Source organism: Endozoicomonas sp. Mp262 (assembly GCF_025643335.1).
Classification (GTDB): domain Bacteria; phylum Pseudomonadota; class Gammaproteobacteria; order Pseudomonadales; family Endozoicomonadaceae; genus Endonucleibacter.
In genome coordinates this window covers 21654-48366 of the sequence record NZ_CP092489.1, presented here as the reverse complement: position 1 = coordinate 48366, position 26713 = coordinate 21654, and the positions used below count along the sequence as shown (strand labels likewise).

The 26713-nt window shown below is 46.4% G+C and carries 27 protein-coding genes and 1 riboswitch; of the genes, 17 read left to right on the top strand and 10 right to left on the bottom strand.

The features are described from left to right. Positions 1–397 precede the first annotated feature (397 nt). Entirely contained in the window at positions 398–769 is a 372-nt protein-coding gene (locus MJ595_RS00235; protein WP_263080517.1) for a hypothetical protein, read from the bottom strand. Between the two features lie 106 nt (positions 770–875). Here MJ595_RS00235 and MJ595_RS00230 point away from each other — a divergent pair, with 106 nt between their 5' ends. Then, a complete protein-coding gene (locus tag MJ595_RS00230; protein WP_263080516.1) occupies positions 876–1514 on the top strand; it encodes a hypothetical protein in 639 nt (212 codons plus the stop codon). A 41-nt stretch (positions 1515–1555) separates the two neighbouring features. Here MJ595_RS00230 and MJ595_RS00225 read toward each other — a convergent pair whose 3' ends face one another. Next, a complete protein-coding gene (locus MJ595_RS00225; RefSeq protein ID WP_263080515.1) occupies positions 1556–2314 on the bottom strand; it encodes an aldolase/citrate lyase family protein in 759 nt (252 codons plus the stop codon). 134 nt (positions 2315–2448) lie between these two features. Beyond that, positions 2449–2907, bottom strand: coding sequence for a DUF2780 domain-containing protein (locus MJ595_RS00220; RefSeq protein ID WP_263080514.1), 459 nt, complete (start codon positions 2905–2907; stop codon positions 2449–2451). A 45-nt stretch (positions 2908–2952) separates the two neighbouring features. Here MJ595_RS00220 and MJ595_RS00215 point away from each other — a divergent pair, with 45 nt between their 5' ends. The 10 genes from MJ595_RS00215 to MJ595_RS00170 all read left to right on the top strand — a co-directional run bounded on the left by MJ595_RS00215 (position 2953) and on the right by MJ595_RS00170 (position 12671). Continuing rightward, positions 2953–3540 (top strand): molybdenum cofactor guanylyltransferase, encoded by a 588-nt coding sequence (locus tag MJ595_RS00215; RefSeq protein ID WP_263080513.1) that lies wholly within the window; start codon positions 2953–2955, stop codon positions 3538–3540. 6 nt (positions 3541–3546) lie between these two features. Continuing rightward, complete coding sequence (moaB, locus tag MJ595_RS00210) at positions 3547–4065, top strand: molybdenum cofactor biosynthesis protein B (RefSeq protein WP_263080512.1); 519 nt, start codon at positions 3547–3549, stop codon at positions 4063–4065. A 5-nt stretch (positions 4066–4070) separates the two neighbouring features. Further along, positions 4071–4559 carry a cyclic pyranopterin monophosphate synthase MoaC gene (gene moaC, locus MJ595_RS00205; protein WP_263080511.1) on the top strand — a complete coding sequence of 163 codons (489 nt, stop codon included), beginning with the start codon at positions 4071–4073 and terminating at the stop codon, positions 4557–4559. A gap of 6 nt (positions 4560–4565) precedes the next feature. Continuing rightward, positions 4566–4817, top strand: a complete 252-nt coding sequence (locus MJ595_RS00200; protein WP_263080510.1) for a MoaD/ThiS family protein — start codon at positions 4566–4568, stop codon at positions 4815–4817. Positions 4818–4821: 4 nt separating this feature from the next. Further along, positions 4822–5286: a molybdopterin synthase catalytic subunit MoaE gene (gene moaE / locus MJ595_RS00195; protein WP_263080508.1), complete on the top strand. Its 465-nt coding sequence runs from the start codon at positions 4822–4824 to the stop codon at positions 5284–5286. After that, positions 5279–6070 carry a molybdate ABC transporter substrate-binding protein gene (modA, locus tag MJ595_RS00190; protein WP_263080506.1) on the top strand — a complete coding sequence of 264 codons (792 nt, stop codon included), beginning with the start codon at positions 5279–5281 and terminating at the stop codon, positions 6068–6070. The genes moaE and modA overlap by 8 nt, the downstream gene beginning before the upstream one ends. Continuing rightward, positions 6071–6754, top strand: a complete 684-nt coding sequence (gene modB / locus MJ595_RS00185) for a molybdate ABC transporter permease subunit (RefSeq protein ID WP_263080505.1) — start codon at positions 6071–6073, stop codon at positions 6752–6754. It abuts the gene before it with no gap. After that, positions 6747–7814 carry a molybdenum ABC transporter ATP-binding protein gene (modC, locus tag MJ595_RS00180; protein WP_263080504.1) on the top strand — a complete coding sequence of 356 codons (1068 nt, stop codon included), beginning with the start codon at positions 6747–6749 and terminating at the stop codon, positions 7812–7814. The genes modB and modC overlap by 8 nt, the downstream gene beginning before the upstream one ends. Before the next feature lie 505 nt (positions 7815–8319). Continuing rightward, a complete protein-coding gene (locus MJ595_RS00175) occupies positions 8320–9696 on the top strand; it encodes a maltoporin (protein WP_263080503.1) in 1377 nt (458 codons plus the stop codon). Positions 9697–10259: 563 nt separating this feature from the next. Beyond that, positions 10260–12671 carry a hypothetical protein gene (locus MJ595_RS00170; RefSeq protein ID WP_263080502.1) on the top strand — a complete coding sequence of 804 codons (2412 nt, stop codon included), beginning with the start codon at positions 10260–10262 and terminating at the stop codon, positions 12669–12671. 28 nt (positions 12672–12699) lie between these two features. Here MJ595_RS00170 and MJ595_RS00165 read toward each other — a convergent pair whose 3' ends face one another. The 5 genes from MJ595_RS00165 to mobB form a co-directional block, all read right to left on the bottom strand. Next, positions 12700–13125, bottom strand: a complete 426-nt coding sequence (locus tag MJ595_RS00165) for a DUF962 domain-containing protein (protein ID WP_263080501.1) — start codon at positions 13123–13125, stop codon at positions 12700–12702. A 36-nt stretch (positions 13126–13161) separates the two neighbouring features. Beyond that, positions 13162–13824, bottom strand: coding sequence for a VTT domain-containing protein (locus tag MJ595_RS00160; protein WP_263080500.1), 663 nt, complete (start codon positions 13822–13824; stop codon positions 13162–13164). Positions 13825–13931: 107 nt separating this feature from the next. Continuing rightward, positions 13932–15104 (bottom strand): Na/Pi symporter, encoded by a 1173-nt coding sequence (locus MJ595_RS00155; RefSeq protein ID WP_263080499.1) that lies wholly within the window; start codon positions 15102–15104, stop codon positions 13932–13934. A 215-nt stretch (positions 15105–15319) separates the two neighbouring features. Next, on the bottom strand, positions 15320–16558 hold the full coding sequence (gene moeA / locus MJ595_RS00150) for a molybdopterin molybdotransferase MoeA (RefSeq protein ID WP_263080498.1): 1239 nt from the start codon (positions 16556–16558) through the stop codon (positions 15320–15322). Between the two features lie 16 nt (positions 16559–16574). Then, positions 16575–17093, bottom strand: coding sequence for a molybdopterin-guanine dinucleotide biosynthesis protein B (gene mobB / locus MJ595_RS00145; protein ID WP_263080497.1), 519 nt, complete (start codon positions 17091–17093; stop codon positions 16575–16577). A 139-nt stretch (positions 17094–17232) separates the two neighbouring features. Next, a riboswitch (molybdenum cofactor riboswitch) is annotated at positions 17233–17491 on the top strand. Here mobB and moaA point away from each other — a divergent pair. After that, the gene (moaA, locus tag MJ595_RS00140; RefSeq protein ID WP_263080496.1) at positions 17480–18460 is read left to right on the top strand and encodes a GTP 3',8-cyclase MoaA; all 981 of its coding nucleotides are present in this window, start codon (positions 17480–17482) and stop codon (positions 18458–18460) included. (Overlaps the previous riboswitch by 12 nt.) 176 nt (positions 18461–18636) lie before the next feature. On the opposite strand, the gene MJ595_RS00135 is transcribed toward moaA, so the two are convergent. Next, the gene (locus MJ595_RS00135) at positions 18637–19278 is read right to left on the bottom strand and encodes a class I SAM-dependent methyltransferase (RefSeq protein ID WP_263080495.1); all 642 of its coding nucleotides are present in this window, start codon (positions 19276–19278) and stop codon (positions 18637–18639) included. A 232-nt stretch (positions 19279–19510) separates the two neighbouring features. Between MJ595_RS00135 and MJ595_RS00130 the strand changes: the two genes are divergently transcribed. The 4 genes from MJ595_RS00130 to MJ595_RS00115 all read left to right on the top strand — a co-directional run bounded on the left by MJ595_RS00130 (position 19511) and on the right by MJ595_RS00115 (position 24862). Further along, positions 19511–20968, top strand: a complete 1458-nt coding sequence (locus MJ595_RS00130; RefSeq protein WP_263080494.1) for an OprD family porin — start codon at positions 19511–19513, stop codon at positions 20966–20968. A 55-nt stretch (positions 20969–21023) separates the two neighbouring features. Beyond that, positions 21024–21713 (top strand): MliC family protein, encoded by a 690-nt coding sequence (locus tag MJ595_RS00125; RefSeq protein ID WP_263080493.1) that lies wholly within the window; start codon positions 21024–21026, stop codon positions 21711–21713. Between the two features lie 127 nt (positions 21714–21840). Next, positions 21841–22419 (top strand): lysophospholipid acyltransferase family protein, encoded by a 579-nt coding sequence (locus MJ595_RS00120; RefSeq protein WP_263080492.1) that lies wholly within the window; start codon positions 21841–21843, stop codon positions 22417–22419. A 667-nt stretch (positions 22420–23086) separates the two neighbouring features. Continuing rightward, positions 23087–24862, top strand: coding sequence for a DEAD/DEAH box helicase (locus MJ595_RS00115; protein ID WP_263080491.1), 1776 nt, complete (start codon positions 23087–23089; stop codon positions 24860–24862). A gap of 130 nt (positions 24863–24992) precedes the next feature. On the opposite strand, the gene MJ595_RS00110 is transcribed toward MJ595_RS00115, so the two are convergent. Further along, complete coding sequence (locus MJ595_RS00110; RefSeq protein ID WP_263080490.1) at positions 24993–25670, bottom strand: hemolysin III family protein; 678 nt, start codon at positions 25668–25670, stop codon at positions 24993–24995. Between the two features lie 222 nt (positions 25671–25892). Here MJ595_RS00110 and MJ595_RS00105 point away from each other — a divergent pair, with 222 nt between their 5' ends. Further along, positions 25893–26651 (top strand): META domain-containing protein, encoded by a 759-nt coding sequence (locus tag MJ595_RS00105; protein ID WP_263080489.1) that lies wholly within the window; start codon positions 25893–25895, stop codon positions 26649–26651. Positions 26652–26713 lie beyond the last annotated feature (62 nt).

Genomic DNA, 26713 nt, shown 5'->3' with positions numbered 1-26713 from the left:
TGGAGGGGTAGGGAAACAGTGAAGGTTGTATACTATGACATCAGATTGGATGATATAAGTATTACGGTGCTTCTATGATTTTGTCGGTATTGCGATTTTTTCTTTCGATATATATCTATTGAACTATACTCCCTCAATCGTACTTTTTTGTTTATAAGTTTTATCTGACACCCGGAATAAGTGTGTAATAACTAACCTGTTTAGTGTGCAATGTTATTTTTTGTAAATATTTTGATTGTGAAATATCAAGCTTGTCAGGTGTTGTATAGGGGTTTGTACTGGTAATGTTCATGTGATGTGGTTATAAAAGTCAAATTTCTGAGTGTCCCGGAGTAGCCCACTGATCAAAAAGGAAGTGCCTGATCATGCTCTCAAATACCAGATTGGACTATATATCTTACAAGGTCTTTTTCGGGTGCAAGTTCCCTCTGGGGCTTCCGGCGCTTTGCAAAAGAGATGTAAGATTTTTAAGCACCTCATCCAGAGGCAGTCGTGAATCCGGGTTAGCTTTTGTAAGACCAACAATAATATCAAGTATTTTGTCAAACATTTCTTTTGGACAGTCTTTAGAACGAAGCCGCTGTTTTGCCTCAATAACCTTTTTTTTCTCATCATCATTGAGCCTGGAAAATTTTGCAATTTGGTTTCTTGCTTCCATATTTCCTGGTTCATTATTAGTGACTTCTTTCTCATAATTAAATATGTAATTTCCAGTTAGCATGACATAGGCCAGACAGCCTATCCCCCCATTTGTCAACAGCTTTGTCATATTCTTTATTAGTCGTAATTAGGGTATTTGAACTCTAGATATATTTGTTGTTTGTTTTTTGTTGCTAGACTTTAGAGGTCAAAAACGCAGGTTGAGAGGGATAGACATGTTGTTCGTAAAAATAAATTCATTAAAATGGTTTTTTTTATTACCTTTTTTCTTGAGTTTTTCAGTGGAGAGCTTTGCTGTCATTGAATCGAGATATAAAATAGAGGGCGATGTTGTAATAAAAGTAGTTGAAGAGGTTACAAGAAAAGAAATTTCTAGAGAATTCAAGTCTGAAGATGAAGTTACAATAAAAACAACGAGAAGTGTGTTAGGGGATGATAGCTCAGTACTAGAGGAAAAGTCCACTATAGAAGAAATTTCAAGAGAAGAGGGTTTAAGAGAAGAGGTTATTGAAGAAGAAATTAGGAGAAAAGAAATTTCAAGGGAAGAAATTTTAACGCTATCAAAATATGATTTATCAGGTGATTTTGAATTTGCTGCTCCTGCTCCTGCTCCTGCTTCTGCTTCTGGAAGGTTGAAGGTTTTTATAATGTATAAACCAGAAGATGAGAAAGGGTATCTATTTATAAAGAGTAATAGTGGTTATGAAAAAACAGATTTAGCAAAACGAGCAAATACTTGTTTTATATTCTGTTCTGAGCCAGATGGAATGAACCAAATGACAGTGAGATTTAGTGATGGTAATGATTGTTGTAAAATAGATGGCCGAGGGAATATAACTGTTGTTTCTATGTAATAAAAAGTTTGATTGTATTACCCGGCTTGCCGGCTAAAAAATCAGTTATTAAGGGTGTTCATTACATAAGCTGAGCCGGACTTTATAAAATCCGAGTCACAAGCCACAGTGACCCAGTTAAAGCCTTTATTTATCATGCGGTTGGCATACTCCGGGGTGATACAGTGAATGCCAACCGGGATGTTGTGTTGAGCTGCCTTGGTCAGCACCCGGTCAATAGCATCAAGAACGGGTTGCTCATAATCATCGGGTCTGGGTGTGCAGCCGAGAGCATAAGATAGGTCAAATGGGCCGATATAAAGACCTCCCAGCCCCTCTACTGAAAGAATATCCTCCAGGCTTTCCAGTGCGGTTCTGGTTTCAATCATGGCAATGGGCATTATGGTGTCATTGGCTTTTTCAGGGTAGTCATTGCCATTGCAAAGGGATGCCCGAAGAGGGCCGAAGCTCCTGAAGCCCTTTGGAGGATATTTGCAGGCTTTCACCAGGCTTTGGGTATCCTGTGGCCCTTGGATCATTGGGCAGACAATGCCGTATGCTCCGGCGTCCAGCATCTTCATGATGATACCCGGTTCCAGCCAGGGAACCCTGACTATCGGGGTTGTAGACGTGGTGGCAATAGCCTGCAGCATGGATAGTGCAATCTCGTAATCTATGACGCCGTGCTGCATGTCAATGGTCAGGGTGTCGTAGCCCTGGTTCGCCATGATTTCTGCTGTGAAGGGGCAGGGCAGGGTTAGCCAGCCATTGATAGCCGCTTTATTTTTTTTAAGGCACTCTATTATATTATGAGGTTTCATCAGTAAGCCTTTCACCGTAGGCAGATAAGGATTGTGGACTGTTGGGAGCAGTCTGGAAAGCTGGGGGCCGAACTGGCCGCTACCAACAGAACCTAATATTGGTTATCTAGTAGTGACTCGATAACTTGAGGCTGTTATAAGTCTTTCAGGCTTTTATCCAACACCAGGGCCAGACCGGGGCTGTGGCTTTCTTTCAGATAGTTATAAATAACCTGGTTGAAGTGCTTAATATACCCTGGGGGCAGACCCAGTTGCTGAAACTGGCTAACCAGTTTTTGGGTATGGGGTTGTATGCCATACTCATCAAACCGGCTACTGATATACCCTGATTCATCAAGTGATGGAATAGAGCTTAGTAATTGCTCTGCTGCAGGAATAGTGCTTGCCAGTTGTGAGAATTGTTCGGTGCTCAATGCCTTTTCAGAGGCAGCTAGCAAGGCACCTGCCCCTCCTTCAGCCTGACTTCTGCTGACCTGTAATTTCTCGATCAATAGATTGGTCAAATCATTGGTTTCAGTATTGGCTTGCGCAGCATGAATGCCTTGCGCAAGGAGTAGTATGGGCAGATAAAGGTGTGCATGTTTGTTTTTCATGTTTTTTTCCGTCAATGAACGGTTGTGATTGTTCAGGTAGATATAATGGGATTATATAACAGGATTTCCGCGCTGGTATTGGCAGGAGGTCAATCCAGTCGTATGGGGCAGGATAAGGCGTTACTGGAGTTGGCTGGCAAACCTTTATACCAGCATATGATTTCCATAGTGAATCAGGCAGGCATTGATTCTGTGGTGGTGAGCGGTAATCAACTACCTGATGCCCTGGTTGATCGTATACCAGGCAAAGGGCCGCTCAGTGGCATTCATGCTGCATTAATGGCGTTCTTCGATAAAGGTTGCGAGGGATTGGTAGTAGTGCCTGTGGATATGCCCATGTTATCGGCAGGTCTGGTGAAAGCGCTCTATGAATATGGCAGCCAGAGTCACCGTATTTCATGTTACGAAGGTTTTATGCTTCCCCTGTTTATACCTGTAAATCAGGGTGTTATTGACTATGTTAGTCTTGCAATAACAAGCCCTGTTACCAGGGATTACTCATTATACCGCTTGCATCAAAGGCTAAACGGCGGAACAATGCCTGTCCCAGAAGGTATGGAGCGTTTTTTCTCCAATGCCAACACACCGGAAGAATGGGCATCCTGCCTGTCTGAATTAATGTCTTTAGAGTAGTAATCCATGGCGCATCATCAGGTTTCTGAATTTATTCCGTTAAATATTGCGGTTCTCACTGTATCCGATACCCGTAGTGAAGAAACTGACACCTCTGGTCACCTATTAGTAGAAAAATTGAAAGCCGAGGGACACCGTCTGTCAGACAAATGCATCGTGAAAGATGATATTTATAAAATCCGGGAAGTATTATCCCGCTGGATAGCCTCTAAGAATACCCAGGCTGTCCTGATTACGGGAGGAACAGGATTTTCTGGCAGGGACAGCACCCCCGAAGCGGTTCTTCCTTTATTTGATAAGGTGGTTGATGGTTATGGTGAGTTATTCAGGCAACTCTCTTTTGAGCAGATAGGCACTTCAACCATTCAATCCCGTGCGGTGGCCGGACTGGCGAATGGTACTATCGTATTTGTCATGCCCGGTTCCAATAATGCCTGTAACACCGCCTGGGATGGCATTATCCGACAGCAGCTGGATAGTCGCCATCGCCCCTGTAATTTTGTTGAGCAGCTGAAAAAGGTCTGAGGTCTATGTCAATGCTCACTCATACTGATGACCAGGGTCGTGCCAGCATGGTTGATGTTGGTGAAAAGGATATCACCCGGCGCGAAGCCAAAGCCGAAGGTTATATCACCATGAATCCGGAAACCCTGGCGCTGGTAGCGGAAAATGGCCTGAAAAAAGGTGATGTGCTGGCAGTGGCCCGTATTGCCGGTATTCAGGCAGCCAAGCAGTGCAGTCATCTGGTGCCTCTTTGCCATCCCCTGATGCTGAACTTTATCGGGGTTGAATTTCAGCTGGAAAAAGATAAAAACCGTATTCGTATAGAAACCTGTTGTCGCTTAAGTGGCAAGACCGGAGTTGAAATTGAGGCACTGACCGCAGCTTCTGTTGCAGCACTGACCATATATGATATGTGCAAAGCGGTTGATAAGACCATGAGCATCGAAGGAATCAGGGTGCTGGAGAAAAGCGGTGGCCGCAGTGGTCACTATCAGGCAGTGGACGATGGCAGGTAGTAACTTATGATTACTGTTCTATTTTTTGCCAGTTACCGGGAAAAACTGGGTTGTGAACGACTGGAGCTGGCATCCGGGGAATACCCTGAAACCGTATCCATGCTTCGCAGCAAGCTTTCCGAACGCGGTGAGTTATGGCGGGATGTGATGTTGAACCGGCGTGGGCTGGTGGCCGTGAATCAGGTGATGACCCGGTCTGACCGCAAGATAAAGGAAGGGGATGAGGTGGCCTTTTTCCCTCCGGTGACAGGGGGCTAGACTATTGATCTCTATTCAGGCTGACGATTTTGATCCGGGTGTTGAGCAGGCACTGCTGAGTGAAGATAAAAGCGCAGGCGCGGTTGTTACCTTTACCGGCCTGGTTCGGGATATGAATCTGGGCGAAAAGGTTGGCGGGTTATTCCTTGAGCATTATCCGGGAATGACTGAAAGCGCATTACAGCAGATTATTGATGAGGCCTGTGAACGCTGGCCAATCAATAAGGTTCGGATTATCCATCGCATTGGTCAGTTGTCCACGGGTGACCGGATTGTTTTTGTGGGTGTTGCCAGCGCTCATCGAAAGGCTGCCTTTGCCGGCTGTGAATTTATTATGGATTACCTGAAGATCCGGGCTCCTTTCTGGAAGAAGGAAACAACGCCGGAAGGGGATCGCTGGTTAGATGCTCGCGATCAGGATCAGGAAGCGGCTACACGCTGGCAGTCGGGGGAAAACGGTGATGATTAGGCGGTTAGTTACGCTGTTTCTTTGCGTGCTGACTCTCACGGCAAAAGCGGATGTACCTAAAATCAGGGTTGCTGTGGCGGCTAATTTTAAGACAGTGCTGCAATCATTGGCTGATCAGTACACCCGGCAGTTTGTTGATAAAGAGAAAAAGCCAAACAGTGAACCGCCTGAAATTCTCGTTTCTTCCGCTTCCTCTGGTGTGCTTTATAACCAGATTACCCAGGGTGCACCGTTTGATTTATTTCTTTCTGCCGACACTCGTCGTCCGGAAATGCTGGAAAAAGAAAAGCGGGTGGTGGAAGGTAGTAGACAGCCTTATGCCTATGGTTGTCTGGTGCTCTGGACTCCGTCGGCTGATCAACCCCTGACTATTAATGATCTAAAAGACTGGAAGGGTCGTTTAGCCATAGCTAACCCGGCGACAGCCCCCTATGGGCAGGCTGCCCAACAGGTGTTTGAAAAACTGGGGCTATGGGACACCTTTCAGCCCCGGCTGGTAAGGGGGAGCAATATTCAGCAGACCTGGCAGTTTGTTGAAAGTGGTGCTGCTCCCACGGGTATGGTGGCCTGGTCTCAACTGGTGGATAGGCAGGGAGCAAAAGTCAGTTTTATTCCTGCGAACCTTTACCAGCCTATCCGGCAGGAACTGGTGGTGCTAAAGCAAGGTGGTGAGACCACTCTGGCTAAACAGTTTGCTGAGTTTATCCTGTCGGAAAGCAGCCAGAAGTATATTGAAAGTCATGGTTACAGCCATTTGAAAAGCAGTTCCAGGGGAAAAGGGTAAATGCTACCAGCAGCAATTTGGCTGACCCTTAAGCTGGCACTAGTCACAACATTTATTTTACTGCTATTGGCAGCGCCTCTGGCATGGTGGCTTGCCAATCTGAGAGGTTCCTGGGGAGGGTGTCTTAAACCGGTGCTGGAAGCCCTGATTGGTTTGCCCCTGATTTTGCCACCAACAGTGCTTGGGTTTTATCTGCTGGTGCTTTTTTCCCCTAGAAACCCTCTGGGGGAATTCTGGTTACAGCTCACCGGGTCTACCTTGGCATTTAGCTTCACGGGACTGGTGGTTGCCTCGGTGATTTATTCCTTGCCCTTTGTGGTGCAACCGTTGCAAAGGGCTTTTGAGGAATTGGATTCCGGGCTGCTGGAGGCTGCCGCTATGCTGGGCGCGGGGCCCCTGGATCGTTTTTTTACCGTGGTTTTACCTTCTGCGCGCCGGGCTATTTTGCTGGCAGCCTGTATGGGTTTTGCCCATACCGTGGGTGAGTTTGGTGTGGTTCTGATGATTGGTGGCAATATCCCGGGCGAAACACAAGTGTTGTCCATTGCCCTGTTTGATGCGGTAGAGACCCAGCAATTTGCGCAAGCCCATGGCATTGCCGGAGGGTTGCTGCTGTTCGCCATGCTATTGCTGGTGGTTATTTACAGTATTGATAATCGGGGAAAGCGGAAAAAACATGCTTGAGCTGGATATTTCCCTGGCAAGGGATCGCTTTGTATTAAGAGTGCAGGAGACGCTGAATTTATCCGGTATTTGGGCGATTATGGGGCCGTCGGGTTGCGGAAAAACATCGTTGCTGCGCTGCCTGGCCGGTCTTGAGAGACAAGCCCTTGGCAGTGTTTGTTTTCGAGGGCAGGTCTGGCAGGATTCCGACTCCGGGAGCTGGATGCCACCTGAAAAGCGAAGGATCGGTTATATATTTCAGGATGCCCGCCTGTTTACTCACCTGGATGTGATGGGCAATCTTCGTTTTGCCGAAAAGAGAGCGCGACCCACATTAAACGTACCTGCTTTAAATGATGTTATTCAGCAATTGGCTGTTGAGCCACTGTTAGCCCGTTCAATAGAAAAGCTATCCGGTGGGGAGAAACAAAGGGTTGCCATTGCCAGGGCGCTGCTAAATGCCCCTTCTGTTTTACTTATGGATGAACCCCTGGCATCTCTGGACTGGCAGGCTAAAACGGAAATACTGCCGTTGTTGCGAAATGTGCATCAGCACTTTCAGATACCTATTATTATGGTGAGTCATGCCCATGAGGAAGTGGCACGACTGGCCGATAGTTTACTGATGCTGAACCGGGGGCAGGTGACTAACCGGGGGCGGTGTCGGACACTGATAATGCAGCATGCATTCAGTGATGACAGGGCGGCGCTGGCAATGCTTGAGGGAAAGGTGGTTCGTCACTGTCCCGAGCACTCTCTGACAGAGCTGGATGTTTGCAGTCAGACCCTGTGGATTAATCAAATAGACAATGATGTGGGCGGCCATGTGCGTGTTGTTTTGCCTGCGCAGGAAGTCAGTGTTTGCCTGAATGGCAGGGTGGAAACCAGCATTCAGAACCGTTTGCTGGTAACGGTTGAGCAAATACGCAATCAAGGGCTGCACCATTGTCTGTTAATTCTGAAATTAAAGAAGCAGCGGTTATTGTCTGTTATCACTAAAAAATCACTGGGTGAGTTGTCTTTGCAAGAGGGGCGGCAGGTGTTTGCCTATTTTAAAGCATCAGGGCTGGATGTTTATTGATTGCATATTGACACATGTTTTTGCATTTTTGTTAGTCAGCGTAAATGGCAGCAGATTCAGTAGAATTTATAAAAAGACCGGAATCTATCGAGTTGATCGGTAGAAACCGATATCTGAATGATTGGTGGCCTATTTTGTTTAAGGTGTTTTGTAGTAAATTAACTGTAATGCTTCTGTAAACGCTTACACGTTGATCTACATCAGAAAGTAAGAAATCCAATCATTTATTATCACGCCCAATGCAGCAAACAGTTAATACTCTTTTTGTAGCCTGAACTGATTTAAGGTCTTTTTTTGCCTGCAAAGGGTATTGCTATAGAAAAAACATTGATCTCACCAGGGTAAACCAGCACTCCAGCAGTTGTATGTCGTTTTGATAGAGAATGCCCTTGAAAGGGTAATCTGACTTCGCCGTACCACAAAGTAAAAAGTCCAGGTGCTTTATTAATTGAAAATAAGCAGCAGGGAGTTTTTATGCCCGGAGATCGTAAGGAGTTCAGGAATTATGAGTCAGTTATCCCGACAAGTACTGAAAAAACTTCCGTTGGCAGGTGCCGTTGCGGCAGCCGTGATGGCATCTTCTGCCATGGCGGCAACTGTTGACTTTCATGGCTATGTGCGCTCTGGTATTGGTGCTGCCACCAGTGGTGGGGATCAAGAGGCATTTCAGGCAGTAGGTGCTGGTTCCAAGTACCGTCTGGGTAACGAAGCAGAGACCTATGGTGAAATCAAATTAGGCTCTGAATTATTCAATAATGGCGAACAATCCTTTTATTTAGACAGTAATATGGCCTTTAGTGTTGACCAGGCATCTGACTGGGAAGGTACTGATCCAGCGTTTCGAGAGTTTAACGTTAAAGGCAAAGGTGTTTTAGAGTTTGCTCCTGAAGCAACACTCTGGGCTGGTAAGCGTTTCTACAAGCGTCATGATATTCATATGTCTGATTTCTATTACTGGAATATGTCTGGCCCAGGTGCAGGTATTGAAGGGATTGATGTTACTTTTGCTAACATGAGTTTGGCTTGGGTAAAAAGCTCTCAAACAATAAATTATTATAAATCTAAAGATAATGCCCTTAACAAAGAGAATCAGCAGGAATATAAGCTAGATCAAAATATTGTGGATCTGCGATTTGAAAATATTAAGACAAATACTGATGGTGCTTTAACAGTTGGTCTTGATTATGCGTTTGGTAGACCTTCCAGTGACTTTGAAGGAGGTTATGCTCATGGAGGATATAACTCTGATGGTTCAGCTAAACCTGTAACCGATATTAAAGGGTTATCTACGGATGAAATGGATGAGAATGGCTATATGCTTACTCTCGAACATACCCAAAGTAATCTCTTCGGTGGATTCAATAAGTTTGTTGTGCAGTATGCAACTGATGCAATGACAAAAGCTGGAGTAGGAACTGATGGTAAAGGAATTTCCGCTTTGTCCTCTGATAACTTAGATGGTAATAAGCTTTATAGAATTATTGACCATGGTGTAGTTGGCTTGGGTGAAGATGTCGAAATGCAGTATCAGGCATTGTATAGCCATATGTCATTTAAAGATTCTAATAAGAATGATGAAAAATGGTTTAGCGTAGGTGTACGTCCCGTTTACTTCTGGAATGACATCATGAGCACAGCGGTTGAGTTGGGCTATGACCACGTTAAGAATGGCATTGGCAATAATAAAGACTCTAAGGTTGGTAAAATTACCATTGCTCAACAGTGGTCTGCTGGCCGAGGTTACTGGGCACGTCCACAAATCCGGGTGTTCGGCACCTATGCCAAGTGGAATGATGACTCTAAAGGACAAGTGGGTGGCGCTGCTTTTGCAGACGAAACCAGTGGCTTCACCTTCGGTGTCCAAATGGAAGCCTGGTGGTAAGTGGCTCAGTTAATCTGCAGCATTGATTCTTGATGCCGGCCAGGCATCAACAGATATACTCCCTTTATCCGACTTCGGAACCCCGCTCTGCGGGGTTTTTTTGTTAGTGAAATTTTTAGAATGCCGATTTTTTGACGGAATAGGGGCAAAAAACAGTTTGAAAAGCAGGCTTTTTGCAAATTTTACGGCTTCTGAGGAAAATTCCTATGCTCCGGTCAGGGGAGTTCTGTGGAATAGACTAAAGTTTTAAATATGGAAGTACTTGAGACATAAAGATGATCAGGGAAGTTGGCAGGCACATTGCACCAACTTTAACAGGCTAAGGAGTGGTAACTATGAGTGGTGGAAATGGCATAAATAATCATATTCAGGGGGCTCCCTATACAGATATTAATGCTGTAGGTGGAGATTCTGAGCAGCAGGAACACTCATCGACCCAGGTGGATAATACAAGGCAGCAAACTTCTTTTGGGGAGCGGAATGATGGTTCACGTCTCCGTGAAAGAAGGCTAAGTACTTCCAGTGAGGCCAGTCGTTTATCTATTTCCAGTACAGCAAGTAGTATGAGTGTTAACTGGGATGAGTCATATGGTGCAGAGCCTGATTATTTGGCGCTCGCTGAAGATATTAGTGAGGCCTATAAAATAAGCAGGGAAAACGGTCATAGAGCTTTGAATGATAAATTTCAGCTATTGGTGGACGCAGATACAAATAGTTCGGGTGCCAAGACTAAGTTTTTGCGATTTTATCAGACCTTTATGGAGCAGGTAGATAGTCCGGTTGCTTTAAAAGATGGCAAGGACTTTTTTGATAACAAATCCGAGTCTTTGGGTTGTGATGAAAAACATACGAAAAGACTAAATAAGAAATTTAAAAGCTGTTTTAAGGAAAGTGTAAGAAAGCAGGCGGCTGACCTGAAATTTAAGGTTGATGAAAAAATGAGGCTTTCATCTGCTGATTTAAAAGATATGGGGTCTACAGTGGAGGCCTGTAAACAAGTTAATCCAAAACTTCTGCATACTGTTAAAGTGTCTACACTCCATAGTGCAGGAAACTGCATTAGGCGAGCAGCAACAAAGGCTAGTGAGCAGCATTTGGACAGAGTAGCAGCTGACCTGGTGCATTGGCATAAGCCATCAAATTCTTCAGTTCAAGTCATGCAGTCTGTTATCGAACAGGAAAGTGATGATGTTTATTCTGTTCTAAGTAATGTTATAGAGTCTTGTTCTAAGCAAAAAGATAAAAGGCAAAGTGAAAATATAGATATGAATGGCAGCTTTAAGAATAGAATGAAGCCGCTTATGCATAGACGCCAGATTGATGAGGCTGTTGAGCGTGCAACGATGCCTCCAGACCAAATGAAATTATATGATCAATTGATGAAAGTGGGTCGTGAACTCCAGGGAAAGGATTCATATACAGGAGTGTTTCATCGGATCTGCAAACAGTTCGACCAAAAGACAGTGGATGGTCTTTCTCGCAGGTTTAAAGAAATGGGGCCAATTGATTGGATGAAGCTACCAGTGCCTGCAAGACATTGTGGCGGTTTTATGGTGCAGGTTTTAACTGAAGCAAGCCATTTGAAGACTAGTCAAGCCAGGTTTCGGGAGTTCACTGTTCCCAAAGATATAGAGCAACTTAAAGAAAAAACACTGGAGTACGTTAAGAGAATGGAATCAGGAGAACCATTTTCAGCTTCAGATCTTAAAGAAATTAAGCGAATTGTTGCTAAGGTAGAACCCAAGCTGCTTGGCGAAAGGGTTGATCTTTTAAGAGTGGGTACTCACTTAAGGCGAGTGGCTATGAAAGCGGCTGAAGATGTCCTGCGTCAAGCTGAGAAAGATGTAAACAGGTTTCATGGCGCCATGAATTCATCCTCTGCCAGTGTTGAGGAATATCTGGTTAATAAAACACAAGAGATAGAAACTACTTTAACGAGTATTATTGATAAATGCTCCAAAAAGGAAGAGGTCAGGCGTGCAGAGCTTCGGGAACTCGTAGGGGGTACTGAAAAAAGGGCCGGTGAAATAGTTGATGGAAGAAAGCTTCTTGAAGCCTTGGGCTATGATCATCTCCCGCCCAGGGAAGTAAAGTTGTTTAGTCAGCTTTTGAGAGTGGGAAAGGGGCTGGATCCTTATGAAATGTCAGCAAGGGTGATGAAATTTTGTTCGAGAGAGGATCAAACAACAGTTAATAACCTTCTGGCGCATCTTGAGAAAGCTGATTGGCATGGAATCCCGGCGGGATATCAATCTATCAGGAATAGGGGTGAAGTTATATTGGATGTCCTGGCTCGGCAGTCAGCGCTATCAAGAAGTATGTCAGAACTAAGTCTGGATTCTGGAACATTGGATAGTACTCCACTGCCTTTAGGGGCATCCAGGACAAAAAGCGTATCGAATGATTCGTTAGACTCATCTACTGGACTATCACCAAAACCGGCTCGTAAAAGACCTGGTCGCAAGGCTCCGCCCCCTCCCCCGCGACCTTCAGCGCCACCACCACCACCACCTTCAGAAGCGGCGCCTTCGGCGTCTCAGGCTTTGAACTCAGGACATCCACCTTTGCCAGCAGAGCCTGGCACACAGATGGAAGGATTGGATTCTACAACTCGGTTTGGGGGTGATGGGAGGGTTCCACCACCGCCTCCAGCACCTCCAGCACCTCCTCCGCCAGAGGAACCAAAAATACATGCAACTAAGGGCAGGGATAGTGAAACACAGGATCCTGAACATTTAAAGGCAAGAAAAAACGTGTTAGAAGAAATTAGAAAAGTGGGACAGAAAAAGAGGGAGGAACTTGAGGAAAATGATGCTGAGAGGCTAAAAAGATTCGATGCCGAGAAAATAGAAGGCGATAAGATGAGTCAGTCAGGTCTTTCGGGGGGTTTTGGGAAAGTAAGTAATATGATTCCAGCGCCGCCAATAAAAAGTGACAAAAACGGTGTTGAGGATGATGAGAATGAATGGGAGTGATTAACATTTAGCGGCACTGTAAGCCTTGTTAATAGCGCATCCGAAATTGCCTGAATAAAAATGCCAATAGCCACAGTGGGCCAATAAATAAAAACTGTAGGTCCTTGAAAAAAGAGGGTTTCTTACCTTCAATGTGATGGCCAATAAACTGGAAAATCCAGGCAATAATAAAGATTCCCAGGGATACCGGCAGTATTATTGGTTGAAGTGCGCTGATAGTCGCTAGCATTAGTGCTGCCAAGGTTAGCATGGTCATAGCCAGTTTGATGGAAAGGCGAATATAAAACAGTAATGCCATAACTATGACAGCTGCCGTTAGCCCCCAGTGTAAACTCCATAGCAATCCCAGTACCGAAAAAGTAATTAGTGGAATACAGACCCAATGAATTAATTTATTGGTGGGATGTTGATGGCTCTCTCCGTATTCCTTCAACCAGTGTTCCAGCGTTTTCATTATAATTCTTCCTGCCTTTTGCTTGAGAATTGGATTTTATCCTGAATTGCCTGTTATACCCATTACTGCTTTGCTTATTGATTTTTGAATCAGGTGTATTATACCTGCGGTTGAAATAATCGCTAATATAGCAGGGACAGAAAGGGTTCCCCAGTCCTGGTTTGGTGTTTGCAGTAGCTGTAACAGATCCCGGGCCTGCAATCCCAGCCAGATGGAAAATAGCGTCCGGGGAAGCATACCGATAAAGCCGGCGAATAAGAAGACTGAGAAGCGAATATTCAAAGAAGGTAATAGCAAATTAACAAAAGAGAAGGGCAGTACGGGAGAAAGTCGGGCCATAACCATTAATTGCCACTGGCTACGGCACAAACTTTGAGAGAAGGCATTCGCTTTGGGATATTGCTTAAGGCTTTTCATTATTCTGCCGCCATCCAGCACACGCCCAAGGCCATAGCCCATAGCTGAAGCGATAAGGTAGGCAGGTAGCACATAGGGTATGGCTGCCCAGCCGATAAAATAGCCACAGGCAATGGCGATCAGGGTGGTTGGAGTGATTGCCAGAGTCATGGTGATACTGGATATCAGGCAAATAGGGAGCCATTGATTGCCGGATAGCGACTGGAAAAAGTGTTCTTTTTCAATAAGCAGGCTGATCACCATTGAGCTGCAAAGAATGGGCATCAGCATGAAGATTGCCATTATAAGCAGGGAGTTCCGGTTGTTGGTGAGGGCGTTTAATGGCATGGGGTAATCACTGGTTCAAATAAAAAACCCGGCAAATGCCGGGTTTTTTAATAGGATTTATCTTACCGGGTAAACAGGATAACCAGTCCTGGCAAAATAAAAAAGGCCAGAGCAAGATAGGCAAATGCATAAATGCGTTTCTTACTTGCCATATCGGCCAGCTTTTCAGCAGCCATTAGTGGGATCTCACGTAACCATTTGATGCCATAAATGACTACCACCGCCAGTACATTAAAGAAGAAGTGTACAAATGCAATGGTCAGTGCCGGCAGTGCAGCGGGGCCTGTAATAGCCGTTGCTGCCAGTAATGCGGTAATGGTGGTTCCAATATTGGCACCCAGGGTAAAGGGATACATCTGTCGTACAGAGAAGATACCGCTACCCACCATAGGAACCATCAGACTGGTTGTGGTAGAGGAAGATTGCACCATAATAGTCATCACCGCACCGGATGCAATACCGCTGAGAGGACCACGGCCAATGGATTTATGCAGTACATCCCTGGCACGGCCAACCATAACTTTTTTCAATAGCTTACCCAGTCGAACCACAGAGGCAAAGATCAGGAAAATACCCATGGTAATCATGGCAACACCACCCAGTGTGGTATTAGGGAGCAGTTTTGCAAAACCCTGGATGATGTCTACTGCCGGAGAGGTTAGGGGTTTGACAAAATTAAGGCTGGTCATGGATACGCTATGACCACCAACCAACATTTCTGCCAGGTGGGATGATGCCTTGGACAGGAACCCTGTTGTCATCTCAAGAGGTAGAATCAGTAATACTGCGAGATAGTTAAAGAAGTCATGTACTGTAGATGCGGAAAATGCCCGTTTGAACTCTTTGTCGCAGCCGATATGACCGAGACTTACCAGTGTATTAGTAATAGTGGTACCAATGTTGGCACCCATAATCATGGGAATGGCCATTTGCACCGGTAATCCGCCAGCCACAAGACCCACGATAACGGAAGTGACGGTACTGGATGATTGAACCAGTGCAGTGGCCAGTGTGCCCGCAATCAGGCCCATAACGGCGTTATTGGCAAAGCTGAATAACTCGGCAGCAGCGTCTCCTCCGCCAGCGGCTAGCTTGAAGCCGGAGCCAACCACGCTTACGGCTACTAAAAGGGCATAAATCCAGAGGATTACCCTTAACCAGATTCGGCCATAATGACGGGTGGTCATTTTCTTGAAGCTGGTAGCTGAACTGGAGGATGCAGTCATTTGTGACATCGATTGCACCTTGGTGCTGTTACTATGAATGTTGGCGAACATATCGGCCTTTTGTGACAGAAATATTACAGCGCGTAATATTTCTGAAATAACTGGCTTATGCTTCCGTAAACAGAAACTGTATTCGCGTATTGAGAGCAGGACTGTTACCAGCAAAAAGGCACACCCTTAGCCCTGGTTAGAAAGAAAACCAGTGTTAGGGGTGCGACTTGAATTCAGAGTAAAAGTTCGTCGAACAGTTGTACGTTGACAGGCTCGCCGGCTTCAACCCCTCCCTGATCTTTTGGGAGAACGATATAACAGTCTGCCATACTCATGGAACGGAGGATTCCCGAACCCTGTCCACCTGTGGTTTCGACTTTTACGTAACCGTTGTGGTCAATGGTGAGGGTGCCTCGTTGAAACTCTTTACGACCAGGTGCTTTCTTTAGTGGTGAAGTGCAGGTTGCACTGAATTCCAGAGGGGAATGTTGATGGCAGTTCATCATGTATCTCAGGGCGGGTGCCGCTAACTGCTGGAAAGTAACCAGGGCTGATACGGGATTACCGGGTAATCCGAAGAAGTAGCTATCAGGCAGTTGGCCAAAGGCAAAGGGTTTACCCGGTTTGATGGCCAGCTTCCAGAAGGTGGTCTTACCCAGTTCATTAAGAATGTCTTTCGTGTAATCCGCTTCTCCCACTGAAACACCACCGGATGAGATCACGGCATCAGCCTGTTCATTAGCAGATAGAAAGGTTTCCCTGATTTTTTTGGGATCATCCGGAATACAGCCAAGATCAATAATTTCCACGCCTAATTTTTGCAGCATGGCTTTAACTGCAAAACGGTTGCTGTCGTATATATCGCCGGGGCGTAGTATTTCTCCCGGTGCCTTAAGTTCGTCACCGGTAGAAAACAGGGCCACTCTGACAGCTCTGTAGACGCAAAGGTGGGCTATTCCCAGTGAGGCCAGTAACCCGATATCCTGAGCCTTGATTTTATGTCCTTTGGTAAAAACCCGGGTGCCCTCACTGATATCCTCTCCTGCCTTGCGGATGTTGTTTCCTGCTTTTTGTGGGAGCCTATTGAAAAGAATGCCGGTTTCTTTTTGTTCGGTATGCTCCTGCATGATCACGGTATCCGCCCCTTGGGGAATACAGGCTCCGGTCATGATTCTGATACAGTGCCCCTCTGGCAATGTGCCCTTGAAAGGGTGACCCGCAAAAGCTTTTCCTGCCAGAGGTAACAGGTTTTTTGTTTCTGTATCACTGAGTTTCAGGGCATAGCCGTCCATTGCTGAATTGTTGTGAGGAGGGATGTTGAATGGAGCAATGATGTCCGCTGCCAGAATTCGACCCAGGCTTTGCTCCAGGGATACTCGAGTGGTTTCGGCAATAGGCTGTATCTGGTTTTTCAGTATCTCAAGCGCTTGCTCTATAGGAAGCAGCCCAGGGGTAGAACAGCAGTCTTTCATAATGGCTTTGCCTTGTTTAGTCCCGGATGAAATGGATGATAAAATCGGCCACGGCTTCAGGCATGTTGATATCAAGCTGAATGAGTTTGGCTGGAGCCTCACTGACAAGCTGGTCAGTGGCAATGGCGATAATATTGGTGTCACTTTTAAAGAGAAAAGGTTTGTCCACCGCTTGCCGGTGCAACTCAATTTTTGGGATGGCGGCATCCCTGAAACCTTCTACGATGATTAAATCAATCTCATCATGATTCATGAGCCGGAGCTGTTCCTCCAGCTCAGGTTCCTTTTCCGCAGACTTTTGCCGGGTAAAGCAAATGGAGTGATCCGGGGTGCTAAGAAGTAGCTGGCTGGCACCGGCCTGACGGAGGCGATAGCTATCCTTGCCCGGCTTATCCAGGTCAATTCTGTGATGGGAGGCTTTAATTAATCCGATGTTCAAGCCTTTTTTGGAAAGAACCGGAATCACTTTTTCAAGTAATGTTGTTTTTCCGGTACCGCTATATGCAGCAAAACCTATGACGGGAGGTGTGGGCATGATGGTAGTGACTGGAACTGAAAACCCGGAATTCTACCACTGATCCCGTAATTTTCTATGGATAAGTAAGGGTTATTGGTATATAGCCTCATGGTATTTAGCGCAGCATGCCGCTACGATAGCCTTTTTTAATTTTCTGATATTACGCGAGCGCCGAGCTTTGGCTGCTAAACCGGGGAAAACCGGCATGAGCCAAAAGCCGTGGCAGGTACTAGTGCGGTTAAGTGTTAAAGAGCATACCTCCTTTGTTTGTCCTGGGTGCTGAGTTTGATGAAGTACCAATGGATGGGGTTAATGCACTTCGACAGTCTTCACAACAATACAGTACCAATGCCACCGGGTTGTCAGGGAAACCTGATAGCCTCCCGCATTTGGAAAGGTGTTCTATGCAACCGTTACAAGATCATTTGGGGCGAAAGTTTCCGTACCTGCGACTGTCGGTTACGGATTTATGTAACTTTCGCTGTAACTACTGTTTACCTGATGGCTGTACCAGCCATAGTCATAGGGATTCTCTGAGGCTTGATGAAATAAGACGGCTTATTTCAGCTTTTTCCCGACTGGGGGTGGAAAAAGTAAGGATCACTGGGGGGGAACCCACCTTGAGAGCTGATTTCAACACTATTGTTTCAGTGATCAAGGGGATACCGGGTATCCGCAAAGTGGCCATGACAACCAATGGTTATAAAATGGACCAGCGGGTTATATCCTGGCTGGATGCGGGTATTGATGCCATTAATCTAAGCGTGGATAGCCTCAACCCGGAATCGTTCCGGTTAATTACCGGTCATAATCGATTGCAAGAAATTATGGCGGGTATTAATAAGGCCTTTGCGCACGGTTTGACGTCCATCAAAGTGAATGCCGTATTGTTAAAGGGCTTAAACGATAGTGAATTGACGGCTTTTCTGGAGTGGGTCAGGGGGCGGCCTGTGACCATTCGTTTTATTGAGTTGATGGAAACGGGGGATAATCACTCATTCTTTAATAAACACCACATTTCAGGTGGGCTTATCAGGAAAAAGCTACTTGAACTTGGCTGGATTCGTGTTGCCCGCCCAAGGGATGCCGGCCCGGCCCAGGAGTACTGTCATAGTGACTACCAGGGGCGTATTGGTCTGATTATGCCCTATGCCAGGGATTTCTGTAATGACTGCAACAGACTGCGTGTATCCTCTATGGGTAAATTGCAGCTCTGTCTTTTTTCCGAGTCAGGTATTGATCTGAGAGATTTATTGCAGAGTGATAGCCAGCAAGAGGCGCTGGTTGTACGAATTAAACAGTCGCTGGCCTTGAAAAAGGATGGTCACTTTCTGGAGGAGGGCGTGACGGGAGGCACTTATAATTTAGCCCAGCTGGGGGGGTGAGTCTGCGGAGTTCGTGTGAGACTTGGGGAACATAGGTTGGCTCGTCACCGTAAAAGTTCCCACTGTGGAACGTTTACGCGATAACCAAGCTTGTTCCTTGAGCAGCGAATCGTGAAACAGAAAGCCTGTTAGGTGACTAACGGGAATCCCCCACCGAAATTAGGTGGGGGAGGATGTCAACGTTTCCGTACCAAAGTAATGCCATCTGCAATGGGTAATAGAACCATATCCACCCGTTCATCGTGTTTTATTTTCAGGTTCAACTGTTTCAATGCTTCAGTATCTTCATCATGGTACTTGCTATCTGCAACCCTGCCACTTTGTAAGGTGTTATCAAGGATTATCAGACCGCCTTGCCGAAGTAGCTTTAGGCTGTATTCGTAGTATTGGTCATAGGGTGTTTTATCGGCATCAATAAAGGCAAGGTCAAAGCTTTCCTGCTGATTATCTGCCAGGGCCTGTTTTAATGTCTCAAGAGCCGGGCCTAGTTGAAGGTTTATTTTGTCAGCCACTTCAGCCTGCTTCCAGAAGTTGCGTGCGATGGTGGTGGTTTCTTCATTGATATCACAGGCAAGGATATAACCTTCTGAGGGCAGGGCGGTAGCCATGGCTAATGAGCTGTATCCGGTAAATACCCCTATTTCTATAATTTTTTTGGCATTTGTCAGCTTGACCAGTAAATTCATTAATTGCCCCTGTTCCGGTGCAATTTGCATGACTGCATCAGGGCGCTGGTGGGTCTTTTCCCTTAATTGCTGCAAGAGTCTGGATTCTCTAATGCCTGTTTCCAGGATGTAGTCATACAGTGATTCGGTCATTTGTAATGTGCGGTTGCTCATATGGGTACCACTCTATTTTTATGTTAGAACCGTCGAATTTTAGCTAAGTGGAACCCATAAGTATCCCCGTATTTTTTTGCCGGGAGCGCTATTGAAAAAATGGAGATCAGTGTTTTACTGAATAACAGTTTATGACAAATAGCTTTGAATAACCCCCCGAATTATATAAACGTCAATTAGCCGGGTATTTCTGGGCATGCGAGTGTGAAAGATGAAGTACGCTTTTTATTATCTCTCGAGAGCCATTGTCCTTTTGGCGGGTTTGACACTTTATTTCCAGGTACAGGCAGCAATGAATGGCCCTTTTGAAAGGGAAGACCATCATTTATCAATAAGCCTGCGTAATTATTATCAATACCGGCAGCTTAAAGATTACACGCCGCAATATGATGAAATGCCCCAGAGGGTTGTAAAAACCCATGACAGGCAGAAGGCCTGGGGGCAAGGCATGGCTATTAACTTTGAATCGGCCACATGGGGCAGTGAGTCTATGGGGGTGGGCTTTGATTTTTCCCTTTATGGTGGGCTTAAGTTGAATGGCGAGAATGACCGGTATGGGACAACAATCCTTAAGGAGGATGCGCCTCATTATGATGCTGAACACCAGCGCTACCTGGCTAAGCAGGAAAGCTATGGGAAACTGGGTCTGGCAAATATTAATGCCTACCTGGCTGATGAAAGGTGGGATATGCGTCTCGTGGGAGGCTGGATACCTATTGAAAAGCCGCTGCTGCAAACCTATCACCGCCTGACTCCAACGAGTTTTCAAGGTGTTTTAGCTGAGGCTCAAATCAGTAACGTTCACTTATATGGGGCGTGGGCGGATAAAGTTTCCTTGTATAACTGGGACAAAATGGAAAATTTTACCAGCCAGCAGCCGGGTAAAGGTGGACGTTATGGTAAGCATGAAGTCATCAATTCCATTTACACTGTGGGCGGTGGTTATAAAAGTGACTTGGGGTTGGGAGGACATCTTGCTTACGCAGCGAGTGAGTCTTACCTGCAATTATATTTTGCCCGGATTGACTATACATTTGATTTGTCTGAAACCAGCACATTACTCCTGGACGGCCATTTTTATCAAGGCCGGGAAAATGGTGATAAATGGTGGGGTGGAGCTGTCACATATGGTGGCTTTGATAAAGACGCTCATTTGTATAACGTGAATACGAAGTTAACCATGGATGGTTTGGCAATACTGGCTTCATTCACGCAGGTTAAGGCTGAAAAAAAAGGCGGGCTGGGTTTTTTTGACGGGCACCTGGCTTATGATGCCGGAAATGATTTTGATGATTTTGATTATTGGACCAAAAGACAGCTGTCAGGCTTTGATCATAACGGGGAAAAAGTATGGCAGCTGGGGGTTCGGTATTCATTTGATAAGGATCAGGTTCCAGGATTGTCCCTGGGGTATACCTATACAGAAGGGCGTGACATAGAGGCATCGGATAACAGAATCTTTCCCGATAAGTATGAAGAGTCTGAGCACAATATTGAATTAAAGTATGCATTTCAACAGCCGGAGCTGGACGGACTGCAACTCACCATATTGTATGCCTGGAATAAGATGGATAAGGAAATCAGTCAGCTGAAAAATGATAATAAGTGGCTCTATAAGGGGATGTCTGATACCCGTGTATTTTTAGACTATGTGCTAAAGGTCTTTTGATTTAGGGACAACTCCGTATATAGTTTGTTGCCTGGAGGAAAATGAGAGTATCAAGATGAGTGGTGCTTATCGGTTGTTATTGAGTATTTTGTGGATTATGGCGCTGGTGGGCTGTAGCTCATTCTCTGTACAAAAGGAAGATGCTCCCCATGATGATGGCCTCTTTTCCGGGGAGTCAGTGAGGGGGCGGGTGCTATTTATGGAATGTACAGGAGGATATGAGTACCCGGCACATGTGCAGATGAATCAGGCCTGGCTTTTTTTACCGGAAGGGCCAGTGCGACTGGAACCCCAAAAAGCTGAGAGCGGCTCGCGTTTTTCAAATGACGATTACACGTTTTGGCTAAAAGAGGAAAGTGGCACCCTGGAAGCTAAGGAAGAGTCTCCTCGTCACTGCCAGAATAATCGAGCCAGGGCTGTGTGGGCAGAGGCGAAGTTAAGGGGGGCTGACTACCGGGCTGTTGGCAATGAGCCTGGTTGGTACCTGGAGCTAAGTCTGGGAGGTAACCTGGTTTATGTGGGTGACTATGGCACTACCCGGTTGCTATTTAAGACGCCTGATCCCGATGTTGATCAGTCCCGGCGCACTTCAACCTATAAGATGAATGACGGGGAACATGCCATGAGTGTCCGCATTGAGGGGAAAGAGTGTCGTGACAGTATGAGTGGGGAGGTTTTTGATACAACGGTCACTATTTATCTGGATGGTAAAACGCTGCAAGGCTGTGGCCGGGCACTTCATTAAATATCAGTTGCAGTGAATTCGGGTATTTTTTGGTGCTAATGCTTCTGTTGTTGTGATTGTTTTCAGAGCTTAAGGAAAAAGTATGTATAATTACAGGCTACGGATTACTAGTAACTTTAATTAAATAATGCGTCATACGATTTTTGATACACCGCTGGTCAACAGTTTTTTTCGCCTGATCTCCCGGATTGGCTTGAGGCTTACGGGCTGGAAGATGGAAGGCAAGATCCCTGATGTGCGTAAATATGTACTCATTGCAGCACCCCATACCAGCAACTGGGATTTTGTTCTGATCATTGCCATGGCATTTTGCTTCCGGATAAAAGTGTTCTGGATGGGAAAAAATACATTATTTACGGGGCCTTTTGGCGGCATTATGAAGTGGCTGGGTGGCGTTCCCGTGGATCGGGCGAAGGCCAATGGACTGGTTCAGCAGATTGTGGATAAATATAATCAATGTACGGAGCTGGTTGTTGCAATTCCTCCCGAGGGCACTCGCAGTAAAGTGAGAAAATGGAAAAGTGGGTTTTATCATGTGGCCCATGGAGCTGGGGTGCCTATAGCCTTGGGTTTTCTTGATTTCAAAAAGAAAGTGGGTGGGTTTGGGCCCATGTTTACCCCAACGGGGAATTTTGAGGAAGACCTAAAAAAAATCCAGACGTTCTACGCCAATATTGAAGGTAAGAATCCGTCACAGTTTGCTTGAGCATCCGGGCTAAGCAATAAAATAGTGCTATTTTCTTCTTTTGTGTTTAAGTTAACAAAACCCTAGGGGGCGTTCTCAATTAGACATGTGACCAGCCAGCCGTGATGAGCGCCAGGCTAGGCGCGAACTGCGCAGTGTGGTTGTTCCACATAAGCAGTGAGCAACGCGGCATGGCGCTCATCACGGCTGGCTGGTCACATGTCTAATTGAGAACGCCCCCTAGGTCTGTGAGCAGAGTCCGGTGTGATTGTCTCGCAAGATGTTGCTGAAATAGTCGTAAACACCTGTCTGTTCACGGATGAAAACAGTATCTACTGGTTGAAAATAGCGCTAGAATGCCCCGCTTTTTACTCAGCGATAGTCCTGGTACTTCGTTTTACTGTACTTTCACAGCATTGGGTCTTGGGTTCCCTCAAGACTTTCTAACGCAGTCACAACGCAGTCATGGACATTCAGGTGAAGTGGTCGGTTAATCTGAACGGGCCTCGGTTATACCTGAAAAATCCCCCGTATAGCTGTAGGGGGTGGTATGCGAGAGCACACAGGTGTCTATGATTGTGCCAAACAGCGGATCAGTTCTATGACTGCATCCGAAGCAGAAATATTCCATTAAGCCTGTTCCAGTCTCGCTGAACATGAATAGCTTCCTAACGGAGTACTTGATTTAATGTCCGATTCAGAAACCGTCACTTCTTTCGGAGAACTTCCCCTGGCGCCAGCGGTTATTCAGGCTGTGCAGGATGTTGGCTATGAAACCCCTTCTCCTATCCAGGCAAGAAGTATCCCGCGTATTCTAGAGGGGCGTGATCTGCTGGGACTGGCTCAAACCGGTACTGGAAAAACGGCCGCTTTTGCTTTGCCTCTTCTTTCTGGTGTTGATCTGAAGCAGAAAGACCCACAAATCCTTGTTCTGGCACCGACCCGCGAATTGGCTATCCAGGTGGCTGAAGCCTTTCAGCGTTATGCGCGTCATATGCCCGGGTTTCATGTGTTGCCTGTTTACGGTGGACAGGATATGCGGGGGCAGCTGCGTGGGCTCAACCGCGGAGCGCATGTGGTGGTTGGTACTCCGGGTCGAATCATGGATCATATTCGCCGTGGTAGCCTGAAGCTGGAAGGGATCAAGTCTGTGGTCCTCGATGAAGCTGATGAAATGCTTCGTATGGGCTTCGTAGATGATATTGAATGGATCATGGAGCGCACCCCGGAATCCCGTCAGGTTGCGCTGTTCTCGGCAACCATGCCACCGGTTATTCGGAAAATTGCAGACAAATACCTGAATGATCCTGCCTATGTGGAGATTAAGGCCAAGACCGCTACCGTTGATACGATTACCCAGAAGGTCTGGATGGTTAGTGGTGTGCACAAGCTTGATGCCCTGACTCGAATCCTTGAGGTTGAACCTTTTGATGGCATGATTATTTTTGTGCGCACCAAGACGGCAACCGTTGAGCTGGCAGAAAAGCTGGAAGCGCGAGGCTTTGCTGCGGCCGCCCTGAATGGTGACATGAGTCAGGGGCTTCGTGAAAAGGTGGTTGAGCGCCTTAAGCGTGGGTCCCTGGATATTCTAATTGCTACTGATGTTGCTGCCCGAGGCCTGGATGTAGAGCGTATCAGTCATGTGGTGAATTATGACATTCCTTATGACACTGAAGCCTATGTTCACCGAATTGGCCGCACTGGCCGCGCTGGACGCCAGGGTATTGCCATCCTGTTTGCAGCCCATCGTGAAAGACGGATGCTGCGGGCTATTGAAAGGGCCACTCGCCAGCGTATTGAGGCCATGACCCTGCCTTCCATGAGCGATGTGCGTGATATTCGTATCAAGCAGTTCAAGGAAGATGTGGTCAATAATCTGGAAGATTCCGAGAAACTGACCCAGTTCCGTGAAGTGATTACCTCCCTGATGCAGGAGCAGGGGCTGGAGCTTGAAGATCTCGCAGCATCATTGTGCTTTATGGCTCAGAAAGAGCGTCCTTTCCCGGATGCCAGAGAGCCTGAACCCAGACAGCGTCGTGAGCGCAGGGATCGTGATCGCCGTAGTTTTGAGGGTGAGCGTCGGGAAGGTCGTGAGAGGCGTGAGCGCTCCACTGAAGGGATGGTGCGTTATCGGGTTGACCTTGGCCGTGATCAGGGCATTAGCCCCCGGGATTTGGTGGGTGCCATTGCTAATGAAGGAGGAATTCCTGGTAGCAATATTGGTCACATCCGCCTGTTTGATACCTGTTCTTCTGTTTACCTGCCGGAAGGGCTGGATGAGTCAACGCTGACCAGCCTGAAAGGGGTGAAGATCCGTAATCAGGGCCTGGGGTTGCGCCCGTGGCAGGATGATGGCTTCCGTGGCCGTGGTGATCGCAGACGTGGCCGTCCTGGCGGTCGTGATGGTGGTGGCAGGGATCGTCGTCCGCATTCTTCTTCCAGAAGGCCTAGACACCAGTCATAATCAGTAATAATAAACTACGTTGACTGATATAAAAAACGGGAGCCTGTTTTCAGGGTTCCCGTTTTTTTATGTCAACAGAATCTGGCCGGGTGTGAAACAGGGAATGGCGTCTCCTGCAATTCTCTACCCACTAGAGTTCTTTAGGCAGCACATAAAGATAAATGGCAAAGAAGTGGCAGATACTGCCGCCAAGAACAAACAGGTGCCAGATAGCATGATTAAAGGGCAGCTTTTTCCAGATATAGAAAATAATACCCAGGGTATAGGTTAACCCTCCTGCAACCACCCAGGTCATGCCGCCTGTGGACAGGCTGGCAGCCAGCTCTTTGCTGGCAACGACAACCAGCCAGCCCATCAGAATATAGGTAGCCACGGATAGTTTTTTAAAGCGATGCCTGAACATTAACTTGAAGGTAATACCCAGCAGCGCCAGTAGCCAAATAACGGCAAAAAGAATCCAGCCGGTGGTGCCTCGTATGGAAACCAGCAGAAAGGGGGTATAGGTGCCAGCAATCAAAAGATAGATAGCGCAGTGATCAAGTAACTTGAATACTCGTTTGGTGGGACTATGCTGAAAGCTGTGATAAAGGGTAGAGGCTAGGAAGAGTATAATCAGGGTGCTACCGTAGACGCTGAAACTGACAATGCGCCAGACATCATTTTGTCCGGCTGCATAGGTCACCAGCAGCGTCAGGCCAGCTACGCTAAGTAGTGCACCCAGGCCGTGGGTAATGCCGTTGGCGATCTCTTCAGCAAGGCTATACCCTTTTTCAAGAATGGTTTTTCCAGGGGATGTGATTCCGGTCATAGTAGCTCCTGTCGGTTTGCCGGATGATATACCGGAAAGCAGTGTTTAATTTACCACCAGAATTCAATTTGAAAAAGTATCTCCGCTTAATACCATCTTAGGGACTGTTGCTGTTTGCTATAGGGTATGTGACAGGAACAGTTCGCTGATCTGCTTGTTTTTACAAGTGTCGTTTGTTGTTTGCATTGTTATCATTGTTGTAAGGCTGTTGGAGAGAGAAAAATGAAAAGACTATTGGTTCAGGCCGCAATCGTAGCCACAGCAGGATCTTTAATGGTTGGATGTGGTACCAGCCAGCATGTGGTCAAGCCTGAGGCGGTTAAAGATAAAACCTGGGTTTTAACCGCTATGAATGGCATGGTGCCAGTGGATTCGACCCGTGTCACAATGGAGTTCAAAACCGTAAGTCCTGACCAGGGCCGGATTAGTGGTCAGGGACCCTGTAACAGGTATTTCGGTGGTTATAAGCTGGATGGTAAAAGCCTTGCTTTTACGCCTATGGGATCAACAATGATGGCTTGTCCTACTCCTATAATGCAGGAGGAAAAGGATTATCTGGCGACTTTTGAAAAAATTAACCAGATGACCATGAATAAGAACAGGCTGGAGTTAAAAGATCGTGATGGAAAATACACGCTAACCTATGGGCTGGAAACTGGCAGCATCAAGGGGAGGGTTGAATCTACCAGTGGCGGTTTCCCAGCTGACTCGCAAGTTATAGTGCGATTGCAGGATGTCAGTTTGGCTGATAGCCGCCCTGCAATTATTGGAGTAGAAACTATTAAGCTGAAAGATGCCGTGCTGGGATCTGTGCCGTTTACTATCTCTTATGCCCCTGAGCTGGTAAAACCTGAACGTACTTATGCTATTTATGTACAGGTGACCAACAGGGGTAAGGTTATTTATACCAGTACAACCAGGAATAAGGTGAACCTGGTGGATCAATCTGCTAAGGCCCAGCATAAATCGGCTAAAGGTTAATCCGGGTATTGTTTCATTTTTTTGCCCCGTTTTTCGGGGCATTTCCTGTTTATGAGGCTGAG

Coding starts and splice junctions, on each gene's coding strand:
- MJ595_RS00235 (WP_263080517.1), bottom strand. CDS start 769: ATGACAAAGCTGTTGACAAATGGGGGGATAGGCTGTCTGGCCTATGTC.
- MJ595_RS00230 (WP_263080516.1), top strand. CDS start 876: ATGTTGTTCGTAAAAATAAATTCATTAAAATGGTTTTTTTTATTACCT.
- MJ595_RS00225 (WP_263080515.1), bottom strand. CDS start 2,314: ATGAAACCTCATAATATAATAGAGTGCCTTAAAAAAAATAAAGCGGCT.
- MJ595_RS00220 (WP_263080514.1), bottom strand. CDS start 2,907: ATGAAAAACAAACATGCACACCTTTATCTGCCCATACTACTCCTTGCG.
- MJ595_RS00215 (WP_263080513.1), top strand. CDS start 2,953: ATGGGATTATATAACAGGATTTCCGCGCTGGTATTGGCAGGAGGTCAA.
- moaB (WP_263080512.1), top strand. CDS start 3,547: ATGGCGCATCATCAGGTTTCTGAATTTATTCCGTTAAATATTGCGGTT.
- moaC (WP_263080511.1), top strand. CDS start 4,071: ATGTCAATGCTCACTCATACTGATGACCAGGGTCGTGCCAGCATGGTT.
- MJ595_RS00200 (WP_263080510.1), top strand. CDS start 4,566: ATGATTACTGTTCTATTTTTTGCCAGTTACCGGGAAAAACTGGGTTGT.
- modA (WP_263080506.1), top strand. CDS start 5,279: ATGATTAGGCGGTTAGTTACGCTGTTTCTTTGCGTGCTGACTCTCACG.
- modB (WP_263080505.1), top strand. CDS start 6,071: ATGCTACCAGCAGCAATTTGGCTGACCCTTAAGCTGGCACTAGTCACA.
- modC (WP_263080504.1), top strand. CDS start 6,747: ATGCTTGAGCTGGATATTTCCCTGGCAAGGGATCGCTTTGTATTAAGA.
- MJ595_RS00175 (WP_263080503.1), top strand. CDS start 8,320: ATGAGTCAGTTATCCCGACAAGTACTGAAAAAACTTCCGTTGGCAGGT.
- MJ595_RS00170 (WP_263080502.1), top strand. CDS start 10,260: ATGAGTGTTAACTGGGATGAGTCATATGGTGCAGAGCCTGATTATTTG.
- MJ595_RS00165 (WP_263080501.1), bottom strand. CDS start 13,125: ATGAAAACGCTGGAACACTGGTTGAAGGAATACGGAGAGAGCCATCAA.
- MJ595_RS00160 (WP_263080500.1), bottom strand. CDS start 13,824: ATGGCAATCTTCATGCTGATGCCCATTCTTTGCAGCTCAATGGTGATC.
- MJ595_RS00155 (WP_263080499.1), bottom strand. CDS start 15,104: ATGTCACAAATGACTGCATCCTCCAGTTCAGCTACCAGCTTCAAGAAA.
- moeA (WP_263080498.1), bottom strand. CDS start 16,558: ATGAAAGACTGCTGTTCTACCCCTGGGCTGCTTCCTATAGAGCAAGCG.
- mobB (WP_263080497.1), bottom strand. CDS start 17,093: ATGCCCACACCTCCCGTCATAGGTTTTGCTGCATATAGCGGTACCGGA.
- moaA (WP_263080496.1), top strand. CDS start 17,480: ATGCAACCGTTACAAGATCATTTGGGGCGAAAGTTTCCGTACCTGCGA.
- MJ595_RS00135 (WP_263080495.1), bottom strand. CDS start 19,278: ATGACCGAATCACTGTATGACTACATCCTGGAAACAGGCATTAGAGAA.
- MJ595_RS00130 (WP_263080494.1), top strand. CDS start 19,511: ATGAAGTACGCTTTTTATTATCTCTCGAGAGCCATTGTCCTTTTGGCG.
- MJ595_RS00125 (WP_263080493.1), top strand. CDS start 21,024: ATGAGTGGTGCTTATCGGTTGTTATTGAGTATTTTGTGGATTATGGCG.
- MJ595_RS00120 (WP_263080492.1), top strand. CDS start 21,841: ATGCGTCATACGATTTTTGATACACCGCTGGTCAACAGTTTTTTTCGC.
- MJ595_RS00115 (WP_263080491.1), top strand. CDS start 23,087: ATGTCCGATTCAGAAACCGTCACTTCTTTCGGAGAACTTCCCCTGGCG.
- MJ595_RS00110 (WP_263080490.1), bottom strand. CDS start 25,670: ATGACCGGAATCACATCCCCTGGAAAAACCATTCTTGAAAAAGGGTAT.
- MJ595_RS00105 (WP_263080489.1), top strand. CDS start 25,893: ATGAAAAGACTATTGGTTCAGGCCGCAATCGTAGCCACAGCAGGATCT.